The sequence below is a fragment of the Micromonospora sp. ABR4_055 genome (assembly GCF_056160425.1).
Window position 1 is genome coordinate 47,586 of record NZ_JBSWXD010000008.1, and the last position, 25,959, is coordinate 73,544.

A 25,959-nucleotide genomic window follows, 5' to 3' on the forward strand; every position below is an offset into this window, starting at 1 on the left:
TGACGTCTCGCATGTTGACATAGCCAGGGTGGGGTCTCTAGCGTGACGTCACATCAACGACGCCGCTGTCCAACCAGATAACCGCAGGTCGCAGAGGCGCGAGACGCGAGCAGGACGGCGAAGAGGCCCACTGATGCGGGAGGACCGATGACCTACGTGGTCACCGACGAATGCGTGGACGTACAGGACCGCTCCTGCGTCGAGGAATGCCCCGTGGACTGCATCTACGAGGGCGACCGGATGATGTACATCAACCCCGACGAGTGCGTCGAGTGCGGCCGGTGCGAACCGGTCTGCCCGGTCACCTCGATCTTCCACCTGGACGACCTGCCGGCCGACCAGGCACACTTCGGCCCGATCAACGCCGAGTTCTTCAGCGAGCTCGGCGCCCCCGGCGGTGCCCGCAAGATCGGCCGGGTCGGTCGCGACCACCCGGCCGTCGCCGGGAGCACCGGCTCATGACCGCCGAACACGACGTCGACCTGGCTGTCATCGGCGCCGGCCCGGCCGGCCTCTACGCCGCCTACTACGCCGGCTTCCGTGGGATGACCGTGGCGATCATCGACTCGCTGCCCGAACCGGGCGGACAGATCGCTGCCCTCTACCCGGAGAAGGACATCTACGACATCGCCGGCCTACCGTCGATCAAAGGCCAGCAGCTCGTCGACGACCTGCTCACCCAGGCCGCCACTGCCAAACCCACCTTCCTGCTGGGCGAGAGCGCCGTGGAGCTGACCAACGCCGCCGACCACGTGCAGCTCGGCACCGACACCGGCAGCCGGGTGCGCGCCAAGGCGGTCCTGCTGACCGCCGGGATCGGCACCTTCACCCCGCGCGAGCTGCCGGTCGGCAGCGACTACCTCGGACGTGGGCTGCGCTACTTCGTGCCCCGGCTGGAGGAACTCGCCGGACAGCAGGTCGTCGTGGTCGGCGGCGGCGACTCCGCCGTCGACTGGGCGCTCGCCCTGGAGCCGTACGCCGCCAGCGTCACCCTGGTGCACCGCCGGCCGCAGTTCCGCGCCCACGAACGCAGCGTCGAGCAGCTGCACGCGTCGAGCGTGCGGGTGGTCACCCCGTACGAGGTCAGCGGCATCGCCGGCGACCCACAGCTCACCTCGGTCACGATCAGCGAGGTACGCGGCGACGGGCGCGAGGAGCTGCCCGCCCAGGCGGTGGTGGCCGCCCTCGGCTTCATCGCCGACCTCGGCCCGATGCAGCAGTGGGGGCTGGAGATGACCAAACGGCACATCACCGTCGACCGGTCGATGCGTACCAACCTGCCCCGGGTCTACGCCGCCGGGGACGTCACCGACTACCCGGGCAAGGTGCGGCTGATCTCGGTCGGCTTCGGTGAGGCCGCCGCCGCCGTCAACAACCTGGCACCGCTGGTCAACCCGGCGCTGAGCACCGTGCCCGGCCACTCGTCGGACGCCGCGTGAGCGCCCCCGGACTGCAGCTGCTGGCCACCCGGCACGGGCTGGCCCGGATCTGTGGCGACGGCACCGCCGAACTGCTCGACCTGCCGTACCGCGACATCGCCGACCTCCTGCGCGCCGGCACCGGGCTCGACCCCGCGGCGACCGCACCCACACGTGAGCGGCTGCCGCTGGACACCCTCACCGCTGAGCTGGTCGCCCCGCTGGGCAGCACCCGGGCGGTCTGGGGAGTCGGCCTCAACTACCACTGCAAGGCCCGCGCCGCCGGCCGGGCACTGCCCACCGAACCGGTGCTCTACCTCAAGTCGGCCAGCGCCGGCTCCGGTCCGGACGCCACCGTGGCGCTGCCCAGCTCGATCAGCGCCCAGCCTGACTACGAAGGCGAGATCGCGCTGGTCATCGGGGCCCGGATGCACCGTACGCCGGCCGAGCAGGCCTGGTCGCACGTCGCGGCCATCACCGCCGCCAACGACCTGACCGCCCGCGACGTGATGACCGCGTCGGGCAACCCGACGCTGGCCAAGAGCTTCCCCGGCTTCGGCGCGCTGGGCACGTCGGTGCTGGACATCGCCGCCGTCGCCGACCGCGACGCCATCGAGGTGCGGACCACCGTCAACGGCGAGGTACGCCAGCAGGCCACCAGCGCCGACCTGATCTTCCCGGTGCCGCAGCTGCTCGCCTGGATCACCCGGTACGTGGTGCTGGAACCGGGCGACGTGGTGCTCACCGGCACCCCGGCCGGCACCGGCCAGGACCGGGGCTGCTTCCTGCGCCCCGGTGACCTGGTCGAGGTCTCGGTCGGCGGGGTGCTGCCGCTGCGTACCCGGTTCTGCGCCGAAACCGCCGACGGCACCCCCGACGTGGTGGCACCGTCCTCTCCTTCGCACAGAAAGTCCGCTGACCGATGACTGAGAATGCTCCCCGGTACGACCTGGTGCTGGCCGGTGGTGAGGTCTTCGACTCCACCACCGGTGCCAGCCAGGTCGCCGACGTCGCGGTGACCGGCGACCGGATCGCCCGGATCGCCCCCGGCCTGGCCGCCGACGCCCGCGAGGTGGTCGACTGCGCCGGCCGGTACGTGCTGCCCGGCCTGGTCGAGGGACACACCCACATCTTCGCCGAGGTGTCCAAGGTCGGTGCCCCGCCGGACGAGGCGCACCTGCACCGGGGCGTCGTCGCCGCCTGCGACGCCGGCACCGTCGGCGCGTCCACCTTCGCCGCCTTCGAGCGGTACGTCGCCGCCCCGGCCAAGCTGCGGCTGGTCAACTTCCTCAACGTCAGCGTGCTCGGGCTGATCGACTTCCGGTTCGGCGAGCTGATGAACCCGGACACCCTGGTCCCCGAGGACGCGCTCGCGGTCGCCGCCGCCAACCCGCACCGGGTCCGCGGCTTCAAGATCCGGCTCTCCGAGGACGTCGTCGGGCACAACTGGCGGCCGCTGCTCAAGCGTTCGCTGGAGCTGTCCGCCGAGGCCGGCCTGCCGCTGATGATCCACATCGGGGAGACCCCGGAGCCGTTGCCGGCCGTACTGGAGATGCTGCGCCCCGGCGACGTGGTCGCGCACTGCTACACCGGCAAGCCGTACGGCATCCTGGCCGACGGCACGGTGCTGCCCGAGGTGTACGCCGCCCGTGAGCGCGGTGTGCTGTTCGAGTCGGCGCACGGCAAGAGCAACCTCAGCTTCAAGGTGGCCGAACCGGCGATCGCGCAGGGCTTCTACCCCGACGTGATCACCTCGGACACCTCGGCCCGCAACTGGCGCGGCCCGGTGTTCGACCTGGTCACGAGCATGGCCAAGCTACGCGCGCTGGGCATGACCATGGAGCAGATCGTGCCCCGGGTGACCAGCGCCCCGGCCCGGCTGACCGGCCTGGACGCCGAAGGCTACGGCAGCCTCGTCGAAGGCGGCCCGGCGCACGTCACCGTGCTCGCCGACGCAGACGAGGCGGTGCTGCCCGACGCGGCCGGCAACCAGATCACCGCGCCCCGGCTGGAGCCGGAAGTGGTGCTGCTCGCCGGCGAGCGGGTGCCGACCGTACCGTGGCGCGGCCTGCCCACCGACCAGGCCGGTGCCGCCGGCCGGGCCAGCTGAGGACCGACCCGATGCGCACCGGGGTGCACACCGGCCGGGCCGCGCTGCGCGAGCGGCTGCGGCGCGGCCGGCGGGTGGTCGGCACCTTCCTGAAACTGCCCGGCACCGACGCGGTCGAGCTGGCCGCCCAGGCCGGCCTCGACTTCGTCGTGGTCGACCTGGAGCACTCCGGGTTGGACGAGCGGACCGCCGCCGGGCAGCTGCGGCACGCCGCGCTGCTCGGCCTGCCGGCCCTGGTACGGCTGGCAGCGGTCGACCCGGCGCAGGTCAACCGGTTGCTGGAGGCGGGTGCCGCCGGGGTGCAGCTGTCCACCGTCCGTGCCCACGTGCAGGTCGCCGCGCTGCACGCCGCCGTGCGGTACGCGCCGGTCGGCCGCCGCAGCATCAGCCTCGCCCACCCGGCCGCCGGCTACGGGTCCGCCGGGCTGGACGCCTACCTGGCCGCCGAGGCCGCCGACCCGCCGCTGCTGGTCGCCCAGATCGAGACCGCCGACACCGACGACCCGCTGCCCGACCTGCTTGCCAGCCCGGACGGCAACTCCAGCGTCGACGTGGCGTTCGCCGGCACCACCGACCTGGCGGTCAGCCTCGGCCTGGCCACCACCGACGACCAGGCGCCGCTGCTGCGCCGGGTCGGTGAGATCGCCGACGCTGCCCGCGTCGCCGGGGTCACCCTGGGTGGGTGGGCGCCGGGCCGGGCCGACGGCATTCTGCGCCGGTACGGGCTGACCGGCGCCAACTACCTGGTCGCCGGCTCCGACCTGCAGCTGCTCGGCGCCGGCCTGCGCCACCTCGCCACCGACAATTGAGCCAGCCCTCGAAGGGAGCCCGGACGTGCTGAACCCGCAGCTCTACCGCACCTCGGTCAACTGGGACGACATCCCCGCCACTGACGTGCGCCCCGGCGTGCGACGCAAGGTGTACGCCACCGACGAGGTGGTCCTCGCCTGGCATGAACTCGCCGTCGGCATGGCGCTCAACCCGCACACCCACGACGACTTCGACCAGCTGGTGATGATCCTCGGCGGGCGGTGCAACTACTACGTCGACGGTGTACCGCACGACATGAGCGCGGGTTCGATGCTGCTGGTGCCGCGCGGCGCCGAGCACTACATCGAGCCGACCGAGGGCCCGTGCATCAACCTGGACGTGTTCGCCCCGCCGCGCCCCGACTTCCTGGCGCATGCCTGGCGTCCCGCCGCTCAGGGGTGAGCCGATGACTGACATTGTGGTGGTGGGCAGCCTCAACGTCGACGTGGTGGTGCCCCTCGACGAGCTGCCCGCCGTCGGGCAGACGGTGCTCAGCGCCGCCGACCATTCCCGGGCCGGTGGCGGCAAGGGCGCCAACCAGGCGGTGGCCGCCGCCCGACTGGGCCGGTCGGTGGCCATGGTCGGCGCGGTCGGCGAAGACCCCGAGGGGGAGTGGCTGACCGGGCTGCTGGCCGCCGAGGGCGTCGACACCTCGGCGGTGCTGCGCGCACCCCGCCCCACCGGGCAGGCGATCGTGCTGGTCACCGCCGACGGCGACAGCACCATCGCGGTCAGCTCCGGGGCCAACATGTGGCTCGCCCCGGAGCACCTGCGGCCGTACGCAGACCTGATCGGCGACGCTGCGGCCGTACTGCTGCAGCAGGAGGTCGACGCGGCGGTGGTGGCCGCGGTGGTGGCCGCCGCCCGCGGCCTGGTCGTGGTGAACCCGGCCCCGGCCCGGCCGATCGACGCGGAAACCCTGGCCCGGGTCGACGTGCTGGTGCCCAACCGGGGTGAACTCGCGGCGCTGGCCGGTGCGGCCGTGCCGGCCGGTGGCGGGACCGGCGATGTCGCCGCGCTCGCCACGATGGCCCGGTCGCTGGGTACCCGGGGGCCGGTGGTGGTGACCCTCGGCGTCGACGGTGCCCTGGTAGTGACCGCCGACCGGGAGCATCTGGTGCCGGCCGAGCGGGTCGACGCGGTGGACGCCACCGGTGCCGGGGACACGTTCTGCGCGGCGCTGGCCGACGCGCTGCTCGACGGTGCGGCGATCGAAGACGCGGCCCGCTGGGCGAGCCGGGCGGCGGCGGTGACAGTGACCCGGCCCGGCGCGATGGCCAGCGCCCCGCGCCGGGCGGAGGTGCTCACCGTCGGCTAGCTGGCCAGACCCGGTCGGTCGTCGGCGGCCCGCCGCCCGTCGGCGCGGGGTGGTCGGCACAGCGCGAGGATGACTCCGGCGACGCGCAGTCCACCGGCCCGGTGCACTTCGTCGAGCTGTCGGCCGATCCGGTCGTCGCCGTCGCTGTTGTCGTTGCCGTACCGCCAGTCGACGAGGTGACCGGGTGGCAGGCCGAGGGCCAGCCAGTGCCCGGTACGGGTGACGACCTCCTGGCCGCAGATCACCAGCAGGTCGCCGGCGCCGTCGACCCAGTCGGCGTACCCATCGGTCGTGTTGTGCTCGGTGACGGCGACGAAGTCGAGCCCGGCCGCGCGGGCGGCGGCGGTCAGCTGGGCCGGGGTCAGCTCACCGCCGGTCGACCGCACCGAGTGCAGGTGGCAGTCGCCCCGGTACCACCTGGCTGCCGCTCGCGGTGCTGACGCTCGACGCACCCCGGTGATCCTGCCAGACTGCGGTTGCTCAAGATCATGTGAGCGTTATGTACGCCACAATCGCATCGTGACGTCCATAGCGCTCACATGATCTTGGGAAGGGGCCGCTCGGCGGAGTGCCGAGGTGCCGCGATGTGGCGGCGGGGTCAGATCTGGGCGGGGAAGTCGGCCTTGCGGATCAGGCAGTGCACACCCTTGACCGCGTCGACGACCTGACTGACCTCGAAGTCGGCGGCGGCGCTCAGGTAGGCCAGGGCGGTGTCGCGGGGCATTCCCTGGGTGCGGGCCAGGAAGTCGACCGCGGCCCGGACTGCCCGGCGCATCGCCTCGTTCAGGTCGGCGTCCAGGCCGACCGGGATCCAGTGGGTGTCGGTCTCGGCCAGCGGGGCCTCGCCGGCACCGACCAGCAGGGCGGCCTGCGCCGCCGGGATCACACTCAGCCGCAGAGTGGCCCGCAGCGGCGCCTCCAGGGCGGTCAGCGCCACCTCGCCGTCGCCCTGGGCGTAGTGCGGGTCACCGGCGTAGAAGCCGGCACCGGGCAGCTGCACCGGCAGGTAGAGGCTGGAGCCGACCTGCAGTTCGTTGATGTCCAGGTTGCCGCCGTGCCCGCCGGGCGGCACCGAGTGCACCATCTCGTCGGTGTCGACGGCGACGCCCATCAGGCCGAGGAACGGGGCGAGGGGGAACCGGGCGGCCCGGCCGGCGCCGAACGGCAGTACGCCGTACAGCCGGCCGCCGCTGGAGACGACCTCGGTGAAGTGGCAGACGCTGCCGTAGGCGCGCGGGTCGCTGTCGGGCCCGGTGTCGACCGGGGTGAGCGGGAACTCGCCGGGCAGCGCGCCGTAGCCGTGCCGGCTGCTGACGAAGCCGTACGGGGCCCGGATCGTCAGGTCGAGCACGTCGACCCGGAGCAGGTCGCCGGGCTGTGCGCCGTCGACGGTGATCGGGCCGGTGACCACGTGCGGGCCGTCGTCGTCGTAGTCGTGGGCGACGTCGGAGGCGGCCAGGTCGCGGGCGTCGGCGAGGACGCCGTCGGCGGGTACGTCGTACTGCTTGAGGTAGCCGACCGGGTCGCGGCCCTGGTCTTCGAGGATGCCTTCGTGGCTGAGGGTGTCGATGGTCACGGTCTCACCGGAGCGGACCCGCAGCACCGGGGCGTGGCTGCGGTTGGGCAGCCGGCCCCACAGGCAGGTGTCGGGCGTGGTCGGCAGGTAGTGGGCGCCGGCGATCGGTCCCTGGTGCGGCTGGAGCATCGGTTCCTCCGGAAGGGGTACCCGGCCGGCGGGCGCAGAGGCGCGCGGCGGTGCGTGCCGCTGGTGGGCCGGGGTGATGGGTGGATGACCGGATCGTTTCCGCCGAACCCGCAGGAACATGTTGCTGTCCTGTTAACAGTGAGTAACCCGATCACGGAAAATGCCCTGCTCTTGACAGGTGGAGGGCTCTGATAGCAGCATCGGAGAGCGAGACACTGTCTCGCATGACGTAGCACCGCCGAGGTGGGCGGACGGGACGAAAGAGGGCGGTGGGTGATGACGCAGCAGACGCCGGTGCGACCGCTCGGCGGAGCCGACGGTGGCGCGCTGATCGACGAGGACTGGGAGGCGATGCGCTTCCGGGTGCACCGCTCGGCGTACCGCGACCCGGGTGTCTTCCGTGACGAGATCGCGAGGATCTGGGGCCACACCTGGCTCTACCTCGGCCACGAGACCGAGATCCCCAACGCCGGCGACTTCAAGACCCGCACCCTCGGCGGCCGTCCGCTGATCTTCTGCCGCGACTCCGCCGGCGAGGTCAAGGTTTTCCTCAACGCCTGCACCCACCGCGGCACCATCCTGTGCCGGCACAACGAGGGCAACACCAAGTTCTTCCAGTGCTTCTACCACGCCTGGGCGTTCAGCAACTCCGGTGACCTGGCCGCGCTGCCCGGCGACGAGAGCTACCCCGACGACCCCGGCTTCCGCGAGTCGATGCGGCTGCGCCAGGTGCCCCGGCTGCAGATCCACGAGGGCTTCGTCTTCATCGCGTTCGACCCCGACGTGCCCGACCTGCTCACCCACCTCGGTCCGGCCGCGCACTACATGTCGCTGACCGCCAAGATCGGCGAGCATGGCATGCAGACCCTGCCCGGCGTGCAGCTCTACAGCGTCAAGGGCAACTGGAAACTCGCCGTCGAGAACGCCATGGACGGCTACCACTTCGCGCCCACCCACAACACCTTCGTCGGCTACCTGCGGGAGACCGGGTTCGCGGTCACCGACGACGACCAGTACGCATACGACCTCGGCGGCGGACACGGGCTGCTGGTGCTCACCGGCCACAACGGCCGGATCGGCATGGTCTGGGAGCCGCGCTTCGGCGACGAGGAGAAGGCCCGTACCGTCGCCAAGCGCAACGAGATGATCGCCCGGCTCGGGCCGGAGCTCGCCGCCGAGATCGCCGACGCCAGCCGGATCCTCTTCGTCTTCCCCAACCTGCTGCTGTTCGACCTGGAAGCGCTCACCATCCGCCAGCTTGAACCGGTCGCCCCGGACCGTACCGACGTGCGGGCCTGGCAGTTCGTCGAGACCGGTGAGCCGGAGTCGGTGCGCGCGCTGCGGATCAGGACCATGGTCAGCTTCGTCGGCCCCGGCGGCCTGGCCACCCCGGACGACATCGAGGCGTACGAGGCGGTGCAGCGCGGCATCGTCGCCACCGCCGACTCTGCCGACCCCGCCCACGACTGGTCCGACATGTCGCGCGGCATGGCCAACGAGAAGCAGGGCAACCAGGGCCGCTCCATCGACGAGGGTGCGATGCGCAGCTTCTGGCGACACTGGGCCGACCGGGTCGGGGCGGCCACCGCCGTCGCAGGCGACCCGCCGGCCGACCCCGGCGCACCCGGCCCGTCCGCCGTCCTCGCGGCCGGATCCGCAGCCACCAGCGGCTCCGCCGCGCCCACCGCCAGCGGGAAGGAGTGACCCGATGTCCTCGACGACCAGCGGAGCAGTGCTCAACGTCGGCGCCCGCGAAGTGACCCGGGCGCAGGTGGAGGACTTCCTCTACCGGGAGGCGCAACTGCTCGACGAGTGGCGCCTCGACGAGTGGTTCACCATGTTCGAGCCGGACGGCCGGATGGAGGTGCCGACCACCGACTGGGCCGGCTGGGACGCCACCACCGCCGGATTCTTCGTCTGCGACGACTACGACCTGATCCGGGCCCGGGTGAAGCGGCTCAAGAGCCGCAAGGCGCACGCCGAGAACCCGCACTCGCGTACCCACCGGATGGTCTCCAACGTGATCCTGCTGGAGGCCGGCGCGGAGACGGTGTGGATCAGCGCCAACTTCCTCATCCACCGCTACCGCGACGGCGGCGCCTACACCTACGTGGGCCGCTACGAGCACGTGCTCAAGGTCGACGACGACGGGCTGCGCTTCCGGGTCCGCCGCTCCATCCCGGTGATGGAGTCGATGGACCCCGGTGCCCGGCTCAGCTTCATCCTGTAGAAGGGACCGCCGCCGTGATCACCCACATGCTGGCGTTCAAGTTCCGCGACGACCTGCCGGCCGGGGTCGCCGAGTCGGTCCTCGCCGAGCTGGACACCTTCCCGGCGAAGTACCCGGCGATGCGCAACTGGCGCAGCGGGGTCAACGTCAGCACCCGGGACACCACCATGACGCACGGCTTCGTCGTGGAGTTTGCCACCGAGCAGGACCTGCTCGACTACCTGCACAGCGAGTCGCACGAGCGGTTCGTCCGGGAACGCTGGCGCCCGGTCGTGCAACGCCAGGTCATCGTCAGCCTCCCCACCGCCGGGGACGCGTAACTCACCATGAAGGGGTCGCAGATGTCCACCGAGGCCGCCACCCGCCGTCGCGGGCCCTACGGCATGGAGTACGCCCGGATCGAGGTGCCGGATCTGGCCGCCTCCATCGAGTTCCTGCAGTACCACGTCGGGCTGCAGTTGGAGCAGCACGACGACGAGTACGCGTTCCTGCGCGCCGACATCGAACACCACAGCATCGAGCTGATCGCGGCACCGCACCGTACCGAGTCGTGGACCACCGCGGTCGGGTTCAGCGTCGAGTCCGACGAGGTCCTCGACGATCTGCGGGAGCGGGTCGTCGCCGCCGGCCACGAGGTGCTCGAACTGCACGAGCGGATGAAGGGCCTGTGCCAGCGCGGATTCGCCGTACGCGACCCCAACGGGCTGATCGTCGAACTGTTCACCGAGTTCGTCGAGTACGCCGAACCGCCGTTGATCGAGCTGCGCCCACAGGACCTGGTGCACCCGTTCCTGGCCACCGACAAGTACGAGGAGTCACTCGACTTCTACACCAAGGTCCTCGGCTTCCTGCCCAGCGACTACGTCGGCGACGTGACCGTCTTCCTACGCTGCGAGGACCGTTATCACCACAGCCTGGCGTTGCAGCGCAACAAGGAGTTCTACGTCGCGCATCTGTGCTTCAAGATGAAGAGCTTCGACCACGTGATGCGCGGTCGGGCGCGGGCCCAGTACAAGAAGGTGCCGATCGCCTCCGACCTGGTCAACCACTCGGCGTCGACGTCGATCGCGTTCTACATGCACGACCCGAAGCACGGGCCGCGCTACGAGCTGTGTGACCGCCACCGGGTGTTCACCCCGGAGGAGCACGCCACGCACCGGGCCCGGCGGATGGCCGTCGACCCGCGCAACATCGACGTGTGGCGCCCGGCCGCCGACGACTGGGGCCGTTTCTGACCGTCGTCGTTCGAAAAGGTGAACGACCCTCGGGAATTAATCCCGGGGGTCGTTTCTCGTGGTTCGACGGCATCTGCTTGTTGATCAATTCGACCGTTGGAATTTTCGCACAGCCAAGGAATCTGCACGAGTTTCTGTTCCATCCTGGACTATCTGTCCGGATCAGTGCAAGATGGCCCCCGGTGGACAACCACCACATCAAGAAACCGGGGTGATCCAACGTGAGTGAACTCAGCGTCGAGATCCGGCGACTTCGCATCGCGGGAGGGATGAATCAGGGCCAGCTTGGCGCCGCGCTGCGGGTGTCCAAGTCGCTCATCGCGGGGTTCGAGTCGGGGCGGCACATCCCGCAGGCGGACACCGCCACCAACCTGGACCGGGTGTTCGGCACCGATGACAAGTTCGCCAAGTTGTCGGCGGAGGCACGGGAGGACCGGTACCCGTGGATGCGTCCGTGGGTCGAGCACGAGCGCCGGGCGCTGCTGTTGCGTACCTTCCAGCCGCTACTCGTCCCCGGACTGCTCCAGTCCGAGGGTTACATGCGGGCGGTGTTGGCGACCTCCATGATGAACGACGGGCGCGTCGACGAGCTGGTCCGCACCCGGCTGGAGCGGCAGGCCGCGACGCTGGGCCGGGACAACCCGGTGGCGATCTCGGCCATCGTCAATGAGTTCGCGCTGAGCCGCGGCCCCCGCGAGGTGATGACGAAGCAACTGGGCCACCTGGTCGACCTCGGCCACCGGCCGTCGGTCAAAGTCCGGGTGCTGCCGGACGACGCCGGGCTGCACCTCGGTCTCGGTGGCGCGTTCGTGATCGCCAACCTGCCGGACGGGCGGCGCTGTGGCTACCTGGACAACCAGTTGAAGGGCACCGTGGTGTCCAGCCATGGCGAAGTGACCGAGCTGGAACTAGCCTGGGAATCCGTGGACGGACTCGCGCTGCCGGTGGTGCAGTCCCGGGATCTGATGCTGAGGATGATCGATGAGCGCAAGTGAACCGCGCTGGCGGAAGTCCAGCCGATCGGCCAACGGCGGAGACACCTGCGTCGAGGTGGCCGACAACCTTTCCGGTCGGGTCCTGGTGCGCGACACCAAGGACCGTGCTGGCGGTACGTTGACCTTCGGCCCGGCCGCCTGGTCGGCGTTCGTCGCGTCGACCAAGGACACCACCGCCACCCCCTGACCCGCATCCGGTAACGCCTTCGGAACCCCGGCCACCCGTACGCTGTGGCCGGGGTTCCTTCGATGCTCTGGTGAAGTTCTTGACTCTGCACGAGAGCTCGTTCCAGGACATCGTTCATCGGGTTGCGGGCCCGACGTCGAGGACCAGCCGGGTACCGTTCAACTATCAACCCGAAGCTGACCACGTCGTGCGCTGCCATCGCTGTCTTCCCTTCCGGTTGTCCGCTGTGCTCACTGCTAAGTGGCGGCAGCACAACCCGGCGTGAAGCCCGGCAGGCTGGTTCGACGTCGAGGTGAGGCTGGCGCACGTCAAGTGCGCGAGATGAGGTGTCGCAGCCTCACCTCGATGTAGTGCCCCTGCCTTGGCGTCCGGAACTGCCGCGTACCGCGCGCTGCCCGCAGCCGGATGCCTCAGGCCTGCGGCATCGATTCGTCGAACAGCCGGACCAGCGGCCAGATGGTGTCCTCGCCGACGCCGAGCATGGCCAGCGTGATGCCGTCGCCCGCGCCGTGGCCGGGGTAGTGCCGCAGCAACGCGCTGACGCCGAAGTTCACGCCCACCTTCCCGTAGTAGCGGACCCGGCCGTCGGCGTCGGTCCTGAACTCCAGCCCGTACCCGTTGCGCCGGTTGCCCTCCGCCTGCGCGTACGGGACGAGCATCGCCGCGGTCGACTCCGGTCCCAGCAGCCGGCCCTCGACCAGCGCCCGGTGGAACGCGGTGAGGTCGCCGACCGTCGTGTACGCGCCGCCGGCCGGGTCGCCGACCGGCGGGTACGAGAAGATGTTGCGCCGCCAGCCGGTGATCGTGCCGTCGGCGTCGCGGATCGCCTCCACGCCTTCGGCGACGTCGGGTGCGACGACGTCCATGCGCAGGAACGCCGACCGGCTCATGCCGGCGGGCTCGAAGACGTCGGCGTGCACGTACTCGCGGTAGGAGCCGCCGGTGGCCCGCTCGACCATGAGGCCGAGCAGGATGTACCCGACGTTGCAGTACCGGCAGCCCTCGCCCGGCGCGAACCTCGGCGGTTTGTCGACGAAGTGCGGCAGGTGGTGGGCGGTCTCGGTGAACGCGTACGTCGGCTCGTCGACGAACAGGTCCTCGTACCGTTCACCGTCCGACTCGTCGGCGTCGTCGGCAATCCCGGACGTGTGGGTGAGCAGGTGGTACGCGGTGACGTCCGGCGAGATCGTGGTACCGGTGAGCCCGAGGTACTCGACCGCCGAGGTCTCCAGCGTGAACGCGCCGCGCTCGATCTGCTGGAGTACGGCGACGGCGGTGAACAGCTTCGTGACCGACGCGGTGTCGAACCTGGTGTCCAGGGTGCACGGTGTACGGCAGGCCCGGTTGGCGTTGCCGTACGCGCCGGCCAGCAGCCGTTGGTCTCCCAACGTCACCAGGACCGAGCCGGTGAACTCGTCATTCGCGGCGCGTTCGCCGAGTGCGGCGGAGAACAGTGCGAGGTCGGGCACGGTGGTGAGCATCGCAGCCGGCAGAACCGTGCCGCCACCGAAAATTGCCGGCGGGCGGGCGCCACGGCGTACGGCGGTCTGCTCAGCCGGTTTCGGTGGTGAGGGTGAGCAGGTTCCCGCGTACCTTCTCGAGCAGCTCGACCAGCGTCGCTCGCTGATCGTTCGCCATTCCGGCGGTCGCAGTTTCGGCGAGGGTGCGCCAGGCCGCTTCGATCTGCGAAACGCCGGTCCGGCCCTTGTCGGTCAGCACGATCCGGGTGAGGCGCCGGTCGCCCGGTACGGATTCCCGGACGAAACCAGCCGCCGTGTTCGAGACGACTGAGGCTGCGGGTCACCGTCGGCTGCTCCACGCCGAGCCGGGCGGCGACCTCGGAGACCGTCAGGCGGTCGGGCTCCTGCCCGAGAATCCACAGTAGGACGTCCTGCCCCGGGTGCAGCGAACGGCTCGATCCTGATTCATAGTCGGCTAACCTGTAGTCGGCTATGGAGTGGTGATGGAAACCGGTCTGTTGAACAAGGTTGCCCTGGTCACCGGCGCTTCCGGCGCCATCGGCAGGGCCGCCGCCTGCGCCGTCGGGCTGGACCACGGCGACCTCGCCGCCGTGCAGGGCGTCGTCGAGCAGATCACCACCCGACTCGGGCCGATCTCCGTCCTGGTCGCCAACGCCGTACAGTGGCCCGCCTTCGACGCCGATGAAATCGGCAGTCTCACCACGTCATTGGCCGTCAACACGGTCGGCCCCGTGGCGCTGATCGACGCGGCTCTACCGGCCATGCGCGCCGCCGGCTGGGGACGCGTCGTCGCCGTGTCGACCGACATCGTCGAGCAACCCATGGCCGGCCCGCTCGCCTACGCCACGGCGAAGGGGGCGCTCGAGACCGCCGCGCGAGTGCTCGCCGTGCGGGAAGCCCGGCACGGCATCCTGACGAACATCGTCCGTCCCGGGTTCACCCTCACCGAAAGGGCCTTGAACGCCCCCTTTCTGGGCCCGGAGGCGGTCGCGGCCGAGTCGGAGAAGACCGGGCGGCCGCGAACTTGTGCGCTGACCCGCCCGTACGGATCCCAGGAGCCTTCGCGGATCGCGGGGGATCTCTTGACCTCGTCTCCGCCTGCCCGACCTGACCACCCTGTGGATGCCGGCGGTGTCATAGGCCAACATTGTTGTCTATGACGGTGTTGCCGCTGGTGCTGATCTCCGCCGAGGATCTTGAATCGCTGGAGGCCACCATCGAACTGCTCTCCGACCCGACCGCCATGGCGCGGATAGCGGCGGCAGACGACGCTCTCGCCAGGGGCGAGAGCACCAGCGCCGAGGAGATGGCACTGCTCATGGCGCAACGGCGGGCTCGTGAACAGGCCGAATGAGGAGACGGACCCCGACGACAAGCCTCGACCACCGTGCGGCAGCGCTGATCGGGCTGGCGTCACGCCGCGTCGGTGTCCAGGCTCGGCACGTCCAGCCCGGCGTCGCGGAGCGCGTCGGCCCGCTCGTCGCGGGTCGACTCCTCCCGGGCCAGCAGCGCCGCGTACTCGGCGATCACCGCCGGGTCGGGGACCGCGCCGACCCGGTCCAGGAACCGGGCGGTCTGAGTGGTCGCGTCGGCGTGGGCGTGCGCGGCCCGGGCCGCCCGCATCACCACCTGGTCATCGTCGATCCTTGCCCCGTCGGTCACGTTGGCTCCCCTCCGGTCGGCACCGACCCTGCCGGTACCCCGTCCGGCGGCGATCACACCCCGGGTGACGCGAATCCCACCCCCGGTGACCCGAATCCGCAGGTGGCCGCCGGGTTGCGGAATGGGGAACGTCGCCCGCCGCCGGCCCCGCGGACCGCCGGTGTCTCGGCAAATGTCGGACGGTGACGATACGGTAGCGAAGATCGATCGCTACCCGCGATCGATCGTTCACTGGAGGAGACGCGATGACCAAAGCTCCCCATCCACCAGCTCCCCATCCACCATCCGCCCATCCGCCCGACGTGCTACCGGTGGCCGCCGAGTCTGCGACGTCGGCCGGTCCGAGCAGCGTGGCCGACGTCCCGGCCGGTACCGCCATCACCGACCCGACCGCCGCCGCCGGCTACATCACCCGGATCTGCTTCAAGACCGGCCCGCCCCGACGGATCGGCGTCGAACTCGAATGGACCGTTCACTACCGAGACCACCCCGCCAGACCGCTCGACCCCGCCGACCTCGCGACTGCCCTCGGTGACCACGCCCCGCGGACACTACGCCCCACCAGCCCGCACGACCCGCTTCCACAGGGCGGACTGGTAACGGTCGAACCCGGCGGGCAGGTGGAGATCTCCACCCCGCCGACGGAATCCCTCACCACATTGCACCGGGCCGCGTCGGCCGACGTCGTCGCGCTGACCCGCCGACTCGACCGGGCCGGCCTGCTGCTCGGCCGGACCGGATGCGATCCGTACCGGCCGCCCCGGCAGATCCTGCGCAACCGCCGCTACACGGCGATGGCGGCGGCTTTCGCCCGGCAGGGTCAGGCCGGTGCCGACATGATGTGCGGCACAGCTGGCCTGCAGGTCTGCCTGGACACCGGCAGCGAACGGCAGCTCTCCCTCCGTTGGTCGGCCGCGCACCTGCTCGGTCCGCCGCTGCTCGCCCTGTTCGCCAACTCGCCGTCGCGGGCCGGCCGGCGCACCGGCTGGGTGTCGAGCCGGATGGCGACCTGGCTGACCCTCGACCCGGTCCGCACCGCCGCACCGGCCGATCCGACCGCCAACATGCGGCCGTCCGATCCGGTCGCCGACTGGACCCGGCGGGTGCTGGACACGCCACCGCTGTTCGTCGACGAGCCCACCGGCTGGCGGCTGCCGGGGCCGGCGACCTTCGGCGAATGGATCCTCACCGGCACGCCCCGACCGCCGACCTACGCCGACCTCGACCTGCATCTGAGCACCATGTTTCCGCCGGTCCGCCCACGTGGCTACCTGGAGCTGCGCTACCTCGACGCGCAGCCGGGCGGCGAGTGGATCGTCCCGGCGGCGGTGCTGGCCGCGCTGTTCGCCCGCGACGAGACGCTGCGGACCGCGACGTCGACGGTGATGGACGCGGCCGACCGCTGGCTGCCCGCCGCCCGCGACGGGCTAGCCGATCCGGTTGTCGCGTCGGCCGCCCACTCGCTGGCCGAGCTGGCCTGCGAACGCCTGACCGACACCGGCCTGCCCGACGAGACAACCAGCACCGTGGTGCGCGCCCTGCGCCGACGGCTGCACCAGCGAACCCACCCCTGGGGAGGTACCAGGTGACCGAGACAGCCCACGACCCGACCCGCCAGACGCCGACCACACACGAGCCACCTTCGGCGGCCGCGTCCGACCTGCGTACCGCGCTCGCCGCCGACCTCGACCGGGCCCGGCGGCGCAGCCGCGCCCTGACCGACCCGGTCGACGACGACGACCTCGTTCGGCAGCACTCCCGGCTGATGTCGCCCCTGGTCTGGGACCTGGCGCACATCGGCAACCAGGAGGAGCTGTGGCTGGTCCGCGACGTCGGCGGCCGGGAGCCGGTCCGTGCCGACATCGACCACCTCTACGACGCGTTCAAACACGCCCGCGCCGACCGTCCGGCGTTGCCGCTGCTGGCCCCGGCCGAGGCACGCGCGTACACCCGTACCGTCCGGGACAAGGTCCTCGACCTGCTCGACACGGTGACGTTCGACGGCCGCCGGCTGGTCGAGCAGGGCTTCGCGTTCGGCATGATCGTGCAGCACGAGCAGCAGCACGACGAGACGATGCTCGCCACCCACCAGCTGCGGGCCGGCCCGCCGGTGCTCAGCGGTGCGCCGACGCCGCCGGCGCCGGCCGGAGGCGTCGACGGTGAGGCGCTGATCCCCGGCGGACCGTTCACCATGGGCACCTCCACCGAGCCGTGGGCGCTGGACAACGAACGCCCGGCGCACACCGTCGACGTACCGGCCTTCTTCATCGACCGCGCGCCGGTCAGCAACTCCCGGTACCAGCAGTTCATCGACGACGGCGGCTACCACGACGAGCGGTGGTGGAGCGCCGAGGGCTGGGCCCACCGGCTGCAGGCCCGGCTCAGCGGACCGGCGCACTGGCACGGCGACGGCAGCTACACCCGGTTCGGCCGGCGGTCGGCGATCGTGTCCGACGAGCCGGTGGTGCACGTGGGCTGGTACGAGGCGCAGGCGTACGCCAGTTGGGCCGGCCGCCGGCTGCCCACCGAAGCTGAGTGGGAGAAGGCGGCCCGGTTCGACCCGGTTACCGGCCGGTCCCGCCGCTACCCGTGGGGCGACGACGACCCCGGCCCCGAGCACGCCAACCTGGGCCAGCGGCACCTGCACCCGGCACCGGTCGGCGCCTACCCGGCCGGCGCGTCACCGGCCGGCGTGCACCAGCTGATCGGCGACGTGTGGGAGTGGACCGGCACCTGGTTCACCGGCTATCCCGGCTTCGCCGCGTTCCCGTACCGCGAATACTCGGAGGTCTTCTTCGGCCGCGACTACCGGGTGCTGCGCGGCGGCTCGTTCGGCACCGACCGCTCCGCCTGCCGGGGCACCTTCCGCAACTGGGACTACCCGATCCGGCGGCAGATCTTCAGCGGTTTCCGGACCGCCCGTGACCCGTACCCCGGCGAGACCGCCTAGTGTGCCGCCACCAGCTCTACCTGGGCCCGCCGGTCAGCCTGACGCAGCTGCTGGTCGAGCCGCCGTACGGCCTGTACCGCCAGTCCTGGGCACCCCGGGACATGCGCGGCGGCGGCACGGTCAACGTCGACGGTTTCGGCATCGGCTGGTACACCCCGTCCGGCCCGGTCCGCTACCGGCGGTCCGGGCCGGTCTGGGCCGATCCCGGCCTGGTCGAGCTGGGTCGGGCCACCACCGCCGGCGCGGTGCTGGCTGCGGTCCGCTCGGCGACCCCCGGGATGCCGTTCGGCGAGACGGCCTGCGCGCCGTTCACTGACGGGCGCTGGCTGTTCAGCCACAACGGGGTGGTGGCCGGGTGGCCGGACAGCGTCGCCGAGCTGGCCGCCACCCTGCCGGTGACCGACCTGCTCACCCTCGACGCGCCGACCGACTCGGCGCTGCTGTGGGCGCTGCTGCGGCACCGGCTGCGAGCCGGCGTCGACCCGGGCACGGCGATCACCGACACCGTCACCGGCGTCCTGGCCGCCGCCCCGGCGTCCCGGCTCAACCTGCTGCTCACCGACGGCGAACGGGCCTGGGCCAGCGCCGTCGGCCATTCCCTGTCCGTCCTCGCCGGGCCGGAGCGGATGATCATCGCCTCCGAACCGTCCGACGACGACCCGGCCTGGCACCCGGTCGCCGACCGCCGGCTCGTCGTCGCCGACCGGCACACCTACACCGTGGAGGATCTGTGCGGATCGACATCGAGCTGACCGACGCCGACCAGCGGCACGCGCTGCGGACCGACGCCCACGCCGGACTCACCGCCGACCCGAAATGGCTGCCCCCGAAGTGGTTCTACGACAAGTACGGCAGCGAACTGTTCGAACGCATCACCACCCTGCCGGAGTACTACCCGACCCGGGCCGAGCGGGCCGCGCTGGCCGCCCACGCCGACGATATCGCCGCCGTCACCCGGGCCCGGACCTTGGTCGAGCTCGGCTCCGGTTCGTCGGAGAAGACCCGGCTGCTGCTCGACGCGCTGCGCCGGCAGGGCAGCCTCGACCTGTTCGTGCCGCTGGACGTCTCCGAGGCGGCACTGCGCGACGCCGCCACCGCCATCGACCGGGACTACCCGGGGCTGCCGGTCCACGCGGTCGTCGGCGACTTCACCCGTCACCTCGGCCGGATCCCGACCGGCGACGACCGGCTCGTCGCGTTCCTCGGCGGCACCATCGGCAACCTGGTGCCGGACGAGCGGGCCGAGTTCCTGGCCGAGCTGCACGGGGCGCTCGGCACCGGCGGCTGGCTGCTGCTCGGCACCGACCTGGTCAAGGACCCGGCCACCCTGGTCGCCGCCTACGACGACAGCCAGGGGGTGACCGGCGAGTTCAACCGCAACGTGCTGCATGTACTGAACCAGCAGCTCGGTGCCGACTTCGACCCGGCGGCGTTCCGGCACGTCGCACTGTGGGACACCGAGCGGGAGTGGATCGAGATGCGGCTGCGTGCCGAGCGGGACATGCGGGTGCACGTGGCCGATCTCAACCTGCCGGTGAGCTTCACCGCCGGCGAGGAGCTGCGGACCGAGGTGTCGGCGAAGTTCCGCCGGGCCGGGGTGACCGCCGAGCTGGCCGCCGCCGGTTTCGAGTTGACCCACTGGTGGACCGACCCGGCCGGCCGGTTCGCGATCAGCCTGTCCCGGTGCCGGTGACCCTGCGCAGGAACTGTTGGGTACGCGGGTGCTCGGGGTCGCCGAGCACCCGCTGCGGCGGCCCCTGCTCGCAGATGGCGCCGTCGGCCAGGAAGCAGACCCGGTCGGCGACCTCCCGGGCGAGGCCCATCTCGTGGGTGGCGATCAGCATCGTCATCTACCCGTCGTTCTTCAGCTCCCGGATCAGGGCCAGCACCTCGCCGACGAGTTCCGGGTCCAGCGCCGAGGTGACCTCGTCGAGCAGCAGCAGCCGGGGCGCGTTGATCAGGGTCCGGGCGATCGCCGCCCGCTGCTGCTGGCCGCCGGAGAGCCGGTCCGGGTACTGCCTCGCCTGATCGGCCAGCCCGACCCGGTCCAGCAGCTCCATCGCCCGCCGCTCGGCCCGCGCCCGAGGGAGCCGGTGCACCCTGCGCGGTGCCAGTGTGACGTTGTCCAGCACGGTCAGATGCGGGAAGAGGTTGTACGACTGGAACACCAACCCGATCCGTTGACGTACCTGGTCGGGGTCGACCCGTGGGTCGGTGATGTCCCGACCGTCCAGGTGGATCGTGCCGTCGTCGACGGTCTCCAGCAGGTTGACCGTCCGCAGCAGGGTCGACTTGCCGGAGCCGCTGCCGCCGATCACCGCGACCACCTCGTGCTCGGCCACGTCGAGGCTCAGGTCGCGCAGCACGACCCGGTCGCCGAAGACCTTGCGGACCCCGGCGCAGGCCAACACCGGTGGCCCGCCGTGCCGGCCGGCGTCCGCCGCCGGCGTCATGCCGCGCCGGCCCAGGTCTGCCGCCGGGCGGCCCGCAACGTCACCCAGTCGGTCACCGCCACCAGCGGGATCGCCATCAGGATGAACAGCACCCCGGCCACCACGTACGGGGTGAAGTTGTAGCTGGTGGCGGTCTCGATCTGGGCGGCGCGGATCGCGTCGACCGGGCCGGCCAGGGAGATCAGCCCGACGTCCTTCTGCAGCGCCACCAAATCGTTGAGCAGCGGCGGCGCGACCCGCCGGACCGCCTGCGGCAGCACCACATGCCGCATCGTCTGCGCGTGGCTGAGCCCCAGCGACCGGGCGGCGGCCCGCTGCGCCGGGTGCACCGATTCGATGCCGGCCCGGAACACGTGCGTGTAGGAGGTCGCGGCGGCCCGCAGCGGAAAGAACACCGCCGGGCGCAGGGTGCGGGCGAGCGCGATCGCCAACCCCAGCGCCAGCGCCCCGACGGCGCAGAACACCAGCGTCCGTACGTTGAGCCAGAGCCCGCGCAGCACCGCCGGTAGTGCCTGCGTCGCCACGGCCGGGTCGAAGAACGACTGCTGGACCCGGGGCCAGCCGGGGGAGTTCGCGACCGCCGTCACCAGCAGGGCACCGAGCACGGCCGTGGAACCGGCGGCGATCAGCACCGACCGGACGCTCTGCCGTTGCGCAGCGCTGCCTTGGCGTCGTCGTTGTTGTTGAACACGGCCGGCTCGGCCGCCGGGGCCACCACCTCGGTGATCGCCCGGAAGCTGGTCGTGCCGACCTGGGCGCCGAGCTTGACGTCGCGCAGGTCGGCCAGGGTCGTCGCGGCGGCGGCCGGCGTCCCGTCCAGCGCGATCACCGCCTGGGTGACGTCGTAGTACGGGCTGGAGAAGTCGACCGCCGACCGGCGCTGCTCGGTGATGGAGAACTGGTTGATGTCGACGTCGAAGTCCTTCGGCCCGGGTGCGATGGCGTTGTTGAACGGCACCCGCACCCAGCTGACCTTGTCCGGTTCGTAGCCCAGCTGGTTGGCCACGGCGTACGCCACCGCGCTTTCGAAGCCGGCGCCGCTCTCCGGGGCGTCGTCGACGAACCACGGCGGGTACGCCGGCTGGTCGGTGCCGACGGTCAACGTCCCGGCGACGAGGGTGTCCAACTGCTGCGGGTCGCATACGGCCGGGGCCGGCGGGTCCTCCGGTTACGGCGAGCAGCCGGCGACAGCCACCAGGACCGACACCGTGCCCAGTAGACCCATCTTCCGACGGGACATGCTCATGAGGCTCCTTGACGATCGGGCCGCGGTGCTCTCGCCGGGCCGGCCGGACTACATTCGATCAGCCGTCGGCCCGGCGATCAATGGTCGTTGCCCGCATCCCGGTGGTACCTGGGCGCCACCGGCGGAGGGCACTGTGGTCCGATGGCGGTGGAGGGAGTCTTACCGGTGCGGGTTGACCACCGGTAGCCCGGCGGCCTGCCAGGCGGCGAAACCACCGGTCAGGTCGGTGGCCCGGGCTAAACCGATGTCCTGGAGCGAGGCGGCCGCCAACGAGGAGGCGTACCCCTCCTGACAGAAGATGATCGGCCACAGTCGCAGGTCGTCGGCGAGGTCGATCCGGGCCGCGCTACGGGGGTCGAGCCGCCATTCCAGCACGTTGCGTTCGATCACGAGCGCGTCGCGGATCTCCCCGAACTCCGCGCGTTGGGCGATCGGCCGGATGTCGACCAGCATCGCTCGACCTTCGCGCTGGGCCTGCTGGGCAACGACCGGGTTGACCCGGTCCAACCGTTCGCGTACCTGGTCGAGTAGCCGGTCGATGCCGGGTCCGGGCCGTTCGGGCGGCCGGGTCACCACTTGGCTCCGGGCCGGTCCGCAGCCAGCAGCTGCAGCCCGGACGAGTCGCCGTGGTCGTGCGGATGAACGGCTCGTCGCGTATCGGCCGCCAGGTGGTCGGCTCGCGTCTCGGTGGTGATGGTGATCATGCTACCCCTTTCTGTGAGCGGACGTGCCGCGCCGCCGCCAGCCGCCCGTCGATCAACTCGGCGACAGTAGTGCCGCCCAGATGCAGTGGGGCAGCCGTTGTCCCGGCCCTGCGCGCCGCAGACCAGTACGCCGCCGTCAGATCTGTGTCGACCAGACCATGCACCAGCGGCAGCTCCGGCCGGTCCGCCTGCAGCAGCGACTCCAGCTGGCACGAGGCCACCGTGTCCGGCAGCGCGGTGCGTGCCGCGTACCCGGCCACTGCCGCCGCCGGCAGACCGGCGGGCAGGACCCGCCGCACCGGGCCGCAGGAGAGCAGCCCGCCGCCCACCACCAGCACGTCGCCATCGTCGCGCATCCGCCGCAGTGCGGCGGCCGGGTTCACACAATGCGGGAACGAGTCGTCGACCAGCACGGTCCCTGGGCGCAGCCGGTCCACGTCGACGATCTCCGTGGCGCTGCTCACCGCCGCGACGATGGTCGTCGCCGCGTACACCGGTGGCGCGGCAGTGGGCGTCGAATCGGCCCAGACCAGGTCGCCCCGGTACCCGAGGCGCCGCAACCGGTCCGGGTAGTCGGCCAGCCGTCGCCGGCTGCCGGGCAGATCGGCCAGCACGATCCGTGGCGGATGCTGCCCACCCTGGCCCAGCAGCAGCTCCAGCGCCGACCGGCCGATCGAGCCCAGACCGACCACGGCGAGCGGCCCGGCGGCGAGATCACGACCGGCGGCGTCGAGGGCCGCCAGCGTGGTCAGCACCACCGAGGTGGCGGTCGTCGCGTGCCCGGTCGTCACCCGTACCGCCGGATTCACCTGCCGCAGTACGTCGAAGCCGTAGCCGGTGAACGACGGCACCAGCCCGGCGAGCGACACGCAGCGTGCTCCCTGACCTGCCGCGTGCTCGACCGCCCGTGCCACGACGTCGGCGACACCGCCGTCGAGTTCGTCGGCGAACAGCGGTAGGCAGACGAAACCGGACCGCCCGAGCGGGGTGACCAACTCTTCCAGCAGGCGGGGAGCACCGTCGGGAAACAGCAGCTTGCGGATCTGCTCCCGGGGCAGCGCCGCCGCCGGTACCCTGGCCAACCTCGCCAGCTGGGCCGGTGCCGGCAGGTAGCCGACGATCGCCGCGTCCAGCGCGGCCCCGGGGTCTGGTCCCGTCGCCCGCCGCGTCGGCAGCCCCGCACCCGCGGCGGCGTCCGGGCCGCTGTCCGTTCCGGCGCTGTCCGTTCCGGCCGCGATCAGGTCGGCCGCCATCGCGGCGACGAAGTCGGCGAAGCGGTCCGGGTCCAGCGCCTGTGCCGTCGCCCGGACGGTGACCCGCAGCCCGGCGTCGACTGGTCGGGCGGTCAGCAACACGTCGGTGCCGACCGGCGGCGGTTCCAGTTCGCTGTCGCCGTCGTCCCAGTGCAGCGTCAACCCACCCGGTGCGCCGTCACCGGTCGGTCCGATCCCGGTGAAGTCGAGGGAGCTGAAGATGAACTGCGCCCCGGCCAGCATCGCCGTCGGCCGGCTGCCGGCGGACTCGGCCGGAACCAGCTCCCCTTCGGCGCCGTGCCGGCGGGCCGTGGCGACCTCGCCGGCCACCTGGGCCAGATCGTTGTCGAACGCCCGCCCGGCACCGGTCAGCCGCAGCGGCAGCAGCACCGCGCACGGTCCGAAGAGCCGATGCAGGTCCGGTAGGGGGTGATCCCGGCCGGTCACGGTCAGACCGATCACCAGGTCGTCCTGGCCGGTCAGCCGGGCCAACCCCCGGCGGTACGCGGTGAGCACCGGCGCGTACCCGCTGCTGCCCGCGGCGGCGGCCAGCCGGCCCAGCGCGGCGGACACCGCACCATCCAAGGTGAATCCTGCGGTGTGCGACTGCCCGGTGTTGTCGGTTCCTGCGGCACCGGTCGAGGCGCGCAGCGTCGGCGGCCGGTACGGCTGCCCGAACCGTTCCCGCCACCAGCGGTCTGCCTGCGGATCCGGATCATCCTGCCGCTGCCGCTGCCGCTGCCGCTGCCAGGCCACGTAGTCACGGAAGGTCGTGCGCAGCGGCGCGACGTCGACCGGCGCTCCGACCGCCAGCGCGTCGTGCAGAGTCAGCAGTTCCCGCCCGAGTAGCGCCGCGCTGTACCCGTCGCCGATCAAATGGTGGGCGTGCACCAGCAGGATATGCTCGTCCGGCCCGACGGCCAGCACCAGTAGCCGCAGCAACGGCCAGGCCCACGGCTCCAACGTCCGCTGACGTTCCCGCGCGACCCGGTCGTCGACCAGGCCGGCGACCCGGCTGTCGAGCTGGTCGGCCGACCCGATGGTCTCGAACAGCACCGGCAGCCGCAGCGTCGCCGGCAACTCCTGCTGCACCGGTGGCCGGGCCCCGGCCGGAAACACGGTACGCAGCATCGGATGCCGGGCCACGGTGACGTCGACCGCCTGCTGGAAGCGGCGCCGGTCCAGCCGACCGGACATCCGCAGCCGGGCCAGCCAGGTCGAGCTGCTGCCAGGCGCGACGGCCTCGGCGAGCAGGAAGCCACGCTGGGCGGGGGCGAGTGGAAACGGCCGTGGGTCGTACGCGACCGTCGATCTGTCCGCAGCGGACGCGGCCGGGCACGACGGGCCCGGAGCCGCCGCGTCCGCCGGCACCCCGGCGGCGGCTTCGTCGATCGCCGCAGCCAGCCCGGCCAGGGTGCGGTGGTCGTAGATGACCGTCGGGCGGGGCAAGACCGAAAAGTGTTCCCGCAGCCGGGCGAAGACGTCGAGGGCCACGATGGAGTCGCCACCGATGGCGAAGAAATCGTCGTCGCGGTGTATGGCGGGCAACCCGAGCACGGACTGCCACACCTGCGCCACCCGCCGCTCCGTACCGGTGCGCGGTGCCTTGCCAACGGCAGGCGGCGGGGCGTCGTCGGCCGAGTCTGCATCCTCGCTCGGCAGCCCGGTGAATGCCAGCCGGTCAACCTTGCCGGTGGCGGTCGTCGGCAGCTCCCGTACCAGGTGAATCCGGGCCGGAACCCACTGCGGCGGCAGCCGGTCGGCGAGGTGCCGGCGCAGGTCGGCGGCGTCCGCGCTCGGGGCCCGCAGTTGCGCGTACGCGACGAGCCGGGGATACGGTTGCGTCCGGAGCAGCACCACCGCCGTGGCGACCGCCGGGTGATTGCCCAGCGCCGCTTCGACCTCTGCCGGCTCGATCCGGTGGCCGTGCAGCTTCACCTGGTCGTCGAGCCGGCCGAGGAACTCCAGGTCCCCGGTGGGTCCGACGCGGACCCGGTCGCCGCTGCGGTACCAGCGCCGGCCGTCGCGGTGGACGAACGCCGCCTCAGTCTGTGCCGCATCGTCCAGGTAGCCACTGGTCAACCCGGGCCCGGAGATGAGTAGCTCGCCGGCCTCACCCGGCGGGCAGGGCCGCCCGGCGGCGTCGACGACGGCCAGCGTCGCGCCGGCGGCCGGCCGGCCGATCGGCATCCGCCGCAGGCC

At 71.8% G+C, this 25,959-nt stretch carries 29 protein-coding genes and 2 pseudogenes; 19 read left to right on the plus strand and 12 right to left on the minus strand.

Annotation, left to right across the window (positions count from 1 at the left end):
* Window positions 1-147: 147 nt before the first annotated feature.
* From fdxA to ACXAHD_RS04410, 7 genes are read left to right on the plus strand one after another with little or no spacing between them, the layout of a single operon-like run.
* On the plus strand, window positions 148-462 hold the full coding sequence (fdxA, locus tag ACXAHD_RS04380) for a ferredoxin (protein WP_278170791.1): 315 nt from the start codon (window positions 148-150) through the stop codon (window positions 460-462).
* The gene (locus ACXAHD_RS04385) at window positions 459-1,439 is read left to right on the plus strand and encodes an NAD(P)/FAD-dependent oxidoreductase (protein ID WP_281551092.1); all 981 of its coding nucleotides are present in this window, start codon (window positions 459-461) and stop codon (window positions 1,437-1,439) included. The genes fdxA and ACXAHD_RS04385 overlap by 4 nt, the downstream gene beginning before the upstream one ends.
* Window positions 1,436-2,344, plus strand: a complete 909-nt coding sequence (locus ACXAHD_RS04390) for a fumarylacetoacetate hydrolase family protein (protein ID WP_475048748.1) — start codon at window positions 1,436-1,438, stop codon at window positions 2,342-2,344. Before ACXAHD_RS04385 ends, ACXAHD_RS04390 begins: the two co-directional genes overlap by 4 nt.
* On the plus strand, window positions 2,341-3,528 hold the full coding sequence (locus ACXAHD_RS04395) for a TatD family hydrolase (RefSeq protein WP_281551090.1): 1,188 nt from the start codon (window positions 2,341-2,343) through the stop codon (window positions 3,526-3,528). Before ACXAHD_RS04390 ends, ACXAHD_RS04395 begins: the two co-directional genes overlap by 4 nt.
* 11 nt (window positions 3,529-3,539) lie before the next feature.
* The gene (locus ACXAHD_RS04400; RefSeq protein ID WP_475048752.1) at window positions 3,540-4,337 is read left to right on the plus strand and encodes an HpcH/HpaI aldolase family protein; all 798 of its coding nucleotides are present in this window, start codon (window positions 3,540-3,542) and stop codon (window positions 4,335-4,337) included.
* A 25-nt stretch (window positions 4,338-4,362) separates the two neighbouring features.
* On the plus strand, window positions 4,363-4,740 hold the full coding sequence (locus ACXAHD_RS04405) for a cupin domain-containing protein (RefSeq protein ID WP_281551088.1): 378 nt from the start codon (window positions 4,363-4,365) through the stop codon (window positions 4,738-4,740).
* A gap of 4 nt (window positions 4,741-4,744) precedes the next feature.
* Window positions 4,745-5,656, plus strand: a complete 912-nt coding sequence (locus ACXAHD_RS04410; protein ID WP_289213426.1) for a ribokinase — start codon at window positions 4,745-4,747, stop codon at window positions 5,654-5,656.
* On the opposite strand, the gene ACXAHD_RS04415 is transcribed toward ACXAHD_RS04410, so the two are convergent.
* Window positions 5,653-6,108, minus strand: a complete 456-nt coding sequence (locus tag ACXAHD_RS04415) for a CehA/McbA family metallohydrolase (RefSeq protein ID WP_348650050.1) — start codon at window positions 6,106-6,108, stop codon at window positions 5,653-5,655. The genes ACXAHD_RS04410 and ACXAHD_RS04415 overlap by 4 nt on opposite strands.
* A gap of 146 nt (window positions 6,109-6,254) precedes the next feature.
* Complete coding sequence (locus ACXAHD_RS04420; protein WP_281551086.1) at window positions 6,255-7,361, minus strand: acetamidase/formamidase family protein; 1,107 nt, start codon at window positions 7,359-7,361, stop codon at window positions 6,255-6,257.
* A gap of 276 nt (window positions 7,362-7,637) precedes the next feature.
* On the opposite strand from ACXAHD_RS04420, the gene ACXAHD_RS04425 reads away from it, so the two are divergent.
* The 6 genes from ACXAHD_RS04425 to ACXAHD_RS04450 all read left to right on the plus strand — a co-directional run bounded on the left by ACXAHD_RS04425 (window position 7,638) and on the right by ACXAHD_RS04450 (window position 12,008).
* Window positions 7,638-9,065, plus strand: coding sequence for an aromatic ring-hydroxylating oxygenase subunit alpha (locus ACXAHD_RS04425; protein ID WP_475048754.1), 1,428 nt, complete (start codon window positions 7,638-7,640; stop codon window positions 9,063-9,065).
* A 4-nt stretch (window positions 9,066-9,069) separates the two neighbouring features.
* Window positions 9,070-9,591 (plus strand): aromatic-ring-hydroxylating dioxygenase subunit beta, encoded by a 522-nt coding sequence (locus tag ACXAHD_RS04430; RefSeq protein ID WP_281551084.1) that lies wholly within the window; start codon window positions 9,070-9,072, stop codon window positions 9,589-9,591.
* 14 nt (window positions 9,592-9,605) lie between these two features.
* Entirely contained in the window at window positions 9,606-9,911 is a 306-nt protein-coding gene (locus ACXAHD_RS04435; protein ID WP_475048757.1) for a Dabb family protein, read from the plus strand.
* 21 nt (window positions 9,912-9,932) lie between these two features.
* On the plus strand, window positions 9,933-10,826 hold the full coding sequence (locus ACXAHD_RS04440; protein WP_289213422.1) for a VOC family protein: 894 nt from the start codon (window positions 9,933-9,935) through the stop codon (window positions 10,824-10,826).
* A 221-nt stretch (window positions 10,827-11,047) separates the two neighbouring features.
* Entirely contained in the window at window positions 11,048-11,821 is a 774-nt protein-coding gene (locus ACXAHD_RS04445) for a helix-turn-helix domain-containing protein (RefSeq protein ID WP_475048759.1), read from the plus strand.
* Complete coding sequence (locus tag ACXAHD_RS04450; protein ID WP_475048762.1) at window positions 11,808-12,008, plus strand: DUF397 domain-containing protein; 201 nt, start codon at window positions 11,808-11,810, stop codon at window positions 12,006-12,008. Before ACXAHD_RS04445 ends, ACXAHD_RS04450 begins: the two co-directional genes overlap by 14 nt.
* Window positions 12,009-12,418: 410 nt before the next feature.
* On the opposite strand, the gene ACXAHD_RS04455 is transcribed toward ACXAHD_RS04450, so the two are convergent.
* The 3 genes and pseudogenes from ACXAHD_RS04455 to ACXAHD_RS04465 all read right to left on the minus strand — a co-directional run.
* A complete protein-coding gene (locus ACXAHD_RS04455) occupies window positions 12,419-13,477 on the minus strand; it encodes a serine hydrolase domain-containing protein (RefSeq protein WP_475048765.1) in 1,059 nt (352 codons plus the stop codon).
* 82 nt (window positions 13,478-13,559) lie between these two features.
* Complete coding sequence (locus ACXAHD_RS04460; protein WP_281551079.1) at window positions 13,560-13,727, minus strand: hypothetical protein; 168 nt, start codon at window positions 13,725-13,727, stop codon at window positions 13,560-13,562.
* A gap of 100 nt (window positions 13,728-13,827) precedes the next feature.
* Window positions 13,828-14,064: pseudogene (locus ACXAHD_RS04465) on the minus strand (hypothetical protein); the annotation flags it as partial.
* Here ACXAHD_RS04465 and ACXAHD_RS04470 point away from each other — a divergent pair.
* Together ACXAHD_RS04470 and ACXAHD_RS04475 are read left to right on the plus strand one after the other, a co-directional pair.
* Entirely contained in the window at window positions 13,972-14,649 is a 678-nt protein-coding gene (locus ACXAHD_RS04470) for an SDR family NAD(P)-dependent oxidoreductase (RefSeq protein WP_475048768.1), read from the plus strand. The pseudogene ACXAHD_RS04465 and the gene ACXAHD_RS04470 overlap by 93 nt on opposite strands.
* Window positions 14,646-14,843, plus strand: a complete 198-nt coding sequence (locus tag ACXAHD_RS04475; RefSeq protein WP_281551077.1) for a hypothetical protein — start codon at window positions 14,646-14,648, stop codon at window positions 14,841-14,843. The genes ACXAHD_RS04470 and ACXAHD_RS04475 overlap by 4 nt, the downstream gene beginning before the upstream one ends.
* Window positions 14,844-14,902: 59 nt before the next feature.
* Here ACXAHD_RS04475 and ACXAHD_RS04480 read toward each other — a convergent pair whose 3' ends face one another.
* Window positions 14,903-15,151, minus strand: coding sequence for a hypothetical protein (locus ACXAHD_RS04480; RefSeq protein WP_233606003.1), 249 nt, complete (start codon window positions 15,149-15,151; stop codon window positions 14,903-14,905).
* A gap of 245 nt (window positions 15,152-15,396) precedes the next feature.
* On the opposite strand from ACXAHD_RS04480, the gene ACXAHD_RS04485 reads away from it, so the two are divergent.
* From ACXAHD_RS04485 to egtD, 4 genes are all read left to right on the plus strand, one after another.
* Window positions 15,397-16,740, plus strand: coding sequence for a glutamate-cysteine ligase family protein (locus ACXAHD_RS04485; RefSeq protein WP_289213419.1), 1,344 nt, complete (start codon window positions 15,397-15,399; stop codon window positions 16,738-16,740).
* A 71-nt stretch (window positions 16,741-16,811) separates the two neighbouring features.
* Window positions 16,812-18,101 carry an ergothioneine biosynthesis protein EgtB gene (gene egtB, locus ACXAHD_RS04490; RefSeq protein ID WP_281555670.1) on the plus strand — a complete coding sequence of 430 codons (1,290 nt, stop codon included), beginning with the start codon at window positions 16,812-16,814 and terminating at the stop codon, window positions 18,099-18,101.
* Window positions 18,101-18,853: an ergothioneine biosynthesis protein EgtC gene (gene egtC / locus ACXAHD_RS04495; protein WP_281551075.1), complete on the plus strand. Its 753-nt coding sequence runs from the start codon at window positions 18,101-18,103 to the stop codon at window positions 18,851-18,853. The genes egtB and egtC overlap by 1 nt, the downstream gene beginning before the upstream one ends.
* The gene (egtD, locus tag ACXAHD_RS04500) at window positions 18,832-19,794 is read left to right on the plus strand and encodes an L-histidine N(alpha)-methyltransferase (protein WP_475048771.1); all 963 of its coding nucleotides are present in this window, start codon (window positions 18,832-18,834) and stop codon (window positions 19,792-19,794) included. Before egtC ends, egtD begins: the two co-directional genes overlap by 22 nt.
* On the opposite strand, the pseudogene ACXAHD_RS04505 reads toward egtD, so the two are convergent.
* The 6 genes and pseudogenes from ACXAHD_RS04505 to ACXAHD_RS04530 all read right to left on the minus strand — a co-directional run.
* Window positions 19,772-20,554 (minus strand): annotated as a pseudogene (locus tag ACXAHD_RS04505) (amino acid ABC transporter ATP-binding protein). The gene egtD and the pseudogene ACXAHD_RS04505 overlap by 23 nt on opposite strands.
* A complete protein-coding gene (locus tag ACXAHD_RS04510; protein WP_281551074.1) occupies window positions 20,551-21,186 on the minus strand; it encodes an ABC transporter permease subunit in 636 nt (211 codons plus the stop codon). Before ACXAHD_RS04510 ends, ACXAHD_RS04505 begins: the two are co-directional and overlap by 4 nt.
* Window positions 21,180-21,680, minus strand: coding sequence for an ABC transporter substrate-binding protein (locus tag ACXAHD_RS04515; protein ID WP_348650052.1), 501 nt, complete (start codon window positions 21,678-21,680; stop codon window positions 21,180-21,182). Before ACXAHD_RS04515 ends, ACXAHD_RS04510 begins: the two co-directional genes overlap by 7 nt.
* 279 nt (window positions 21,681-21,959) lie before the next feature.
* Window positions 21,960-22,373 carry a rhodanese-like domain-containing protein gene (locus ACXAHD_RS04520; RefSeq protein WP_289213417.1) on the minus strand — a complete coding sequence of 138 codons (414 nt, stop codon included), beginning with the start codon at window positions 22,371-22,373 and terminating at the stop codon, window positions 21,960-21,962.
* Window positions 22,370-22,504, minus strand: a complete 135-nt coding sequence (locus ACXAHD_RS04525) for a hypothetical protein (RefSeq protein WP_281551072.1) — start codon at window positions 22,502-22,504, stop codon at window positions 22,370-22,372. The genes ACXAHD_RS04520 and ACXAHD_RS04525 overlap by 4 nt, the downstream gene beginning before the upstream one ends.
* Window positions 22,501-25,959: condensation domain-containing protein (locus ACXAHD_RS04530; RefSeq protein ID WP_475048775.1), on the minus strand; the 3,459-nt coding region annotated here is incomplete at its 5' end. The genes ACXAHD_RS04530 and ACXAHD_RS04525, both read right to left, overlap by 4 nt.

Excerpts from the sequence above, each read along its gene's own strand:
- ACXAHD_RS04410 (WP_289213426.1), top strand. The coding sequence starts at position 4,745 with ATGACTGACATTGTGGTGGTGGGCAGCCTCAACGTCGACGTGGTGGTG.
- ACXAHD_RS04440 (WP_289213422.1), top strand. The coding sequence starts at position 9,933 with ATGTCCACCGAGGCCGCCACCCGCCGTCGCGGGCCCTACGGCATGGAG.
- ACXAHD_RS04470 (WP_475048768.1), top strand. The coding sequence starts at position 13,972 with ATGGAAACCGGTCTGTTGAACAAGGTTGCCCTGGTCACCGGCGCTTCC.
- ACXAHD_RS04395 (WP_281551090.1), top strand. The coding sequence starts at position 2,341 with ATGACTGAGAATGCTCCCCGGTACGACCTGGTGCTGGCCGGTGGTGAG.
- ACXAHD_RS04425 (WP_475048754.1), top strand. The coding sequence starts at position 7,638 with ATGACGCAGCAGACGCCGGTGCGACCGCTCGGCGGAGCCGACGGTGGC.
- ACXAHD_RS04475 (WP_281551077.1), top strand. The coding sequence starts at position 14,646 with ATGACGGTGTTGCCGCTGGTGCTGATCTCCGCCGAGGATCTTGAATCG.
- ACXAHD_RS04420 (WP_281551086.1), bottom strand. The coding sequence starts at position 7,361 with ATGCTCCAGCCGCACCAGGGACCGATCGCCGGCGCCCACTACCTGCCG.
- ACXAHD_RS04525 (WP_281551072.1), bottom strand. The coding sequence starts at position 22,504 with ATGATCACCATCACCACCGAGACGCGAGCCGACCACCTGGCGGCCGAT.
- ACXAHD_RS04430 (WP_281551084.1), top strand. The coding sequence starts at position 9,070 with ATGTCCTCGACGACCAGCGGAGCAGTGCTCAACGTCGGCGCCCGCGAA.
- ACXAHD_RS04485 (WP_289213419.1), top strand. The coding sequence starts at position 15,397 with ATGACCAAAGCTCCCCATCCACCAGCTCCCCATCCACCATCCGCCCAT.
- ACXAHD_RS04385 (WP_281551092.1), top strand. The coding sequence starts at position 459 with ATGACCGCCGAACACGACGTCGACCTGGCTGTCATCGGCGCCGGCCCG.
- ACXAHD_RS04400 (WP_475048752.1), top strand. The coding sequence starts at position 3,540 with ATGCGCACCGGGGTGCACACCGGCCGGGCCGCGCTGCGCGAGCGGCTG.
- fdxA (WP_278170791.1), top strand. The coding sequence starts at position 148 with ATGACCTACGTGGTCACCGACGAATGCGTGGACGTACAGGACCGCTCC.
- ACXAHD_RS04450 (WP_475048762.1), top strand. The coding sequence starts at position 11,808 with ATGAGCGCAAGTGAACCGCGCTGGCGGAAGTCCAGCCGATCGGCCAAC.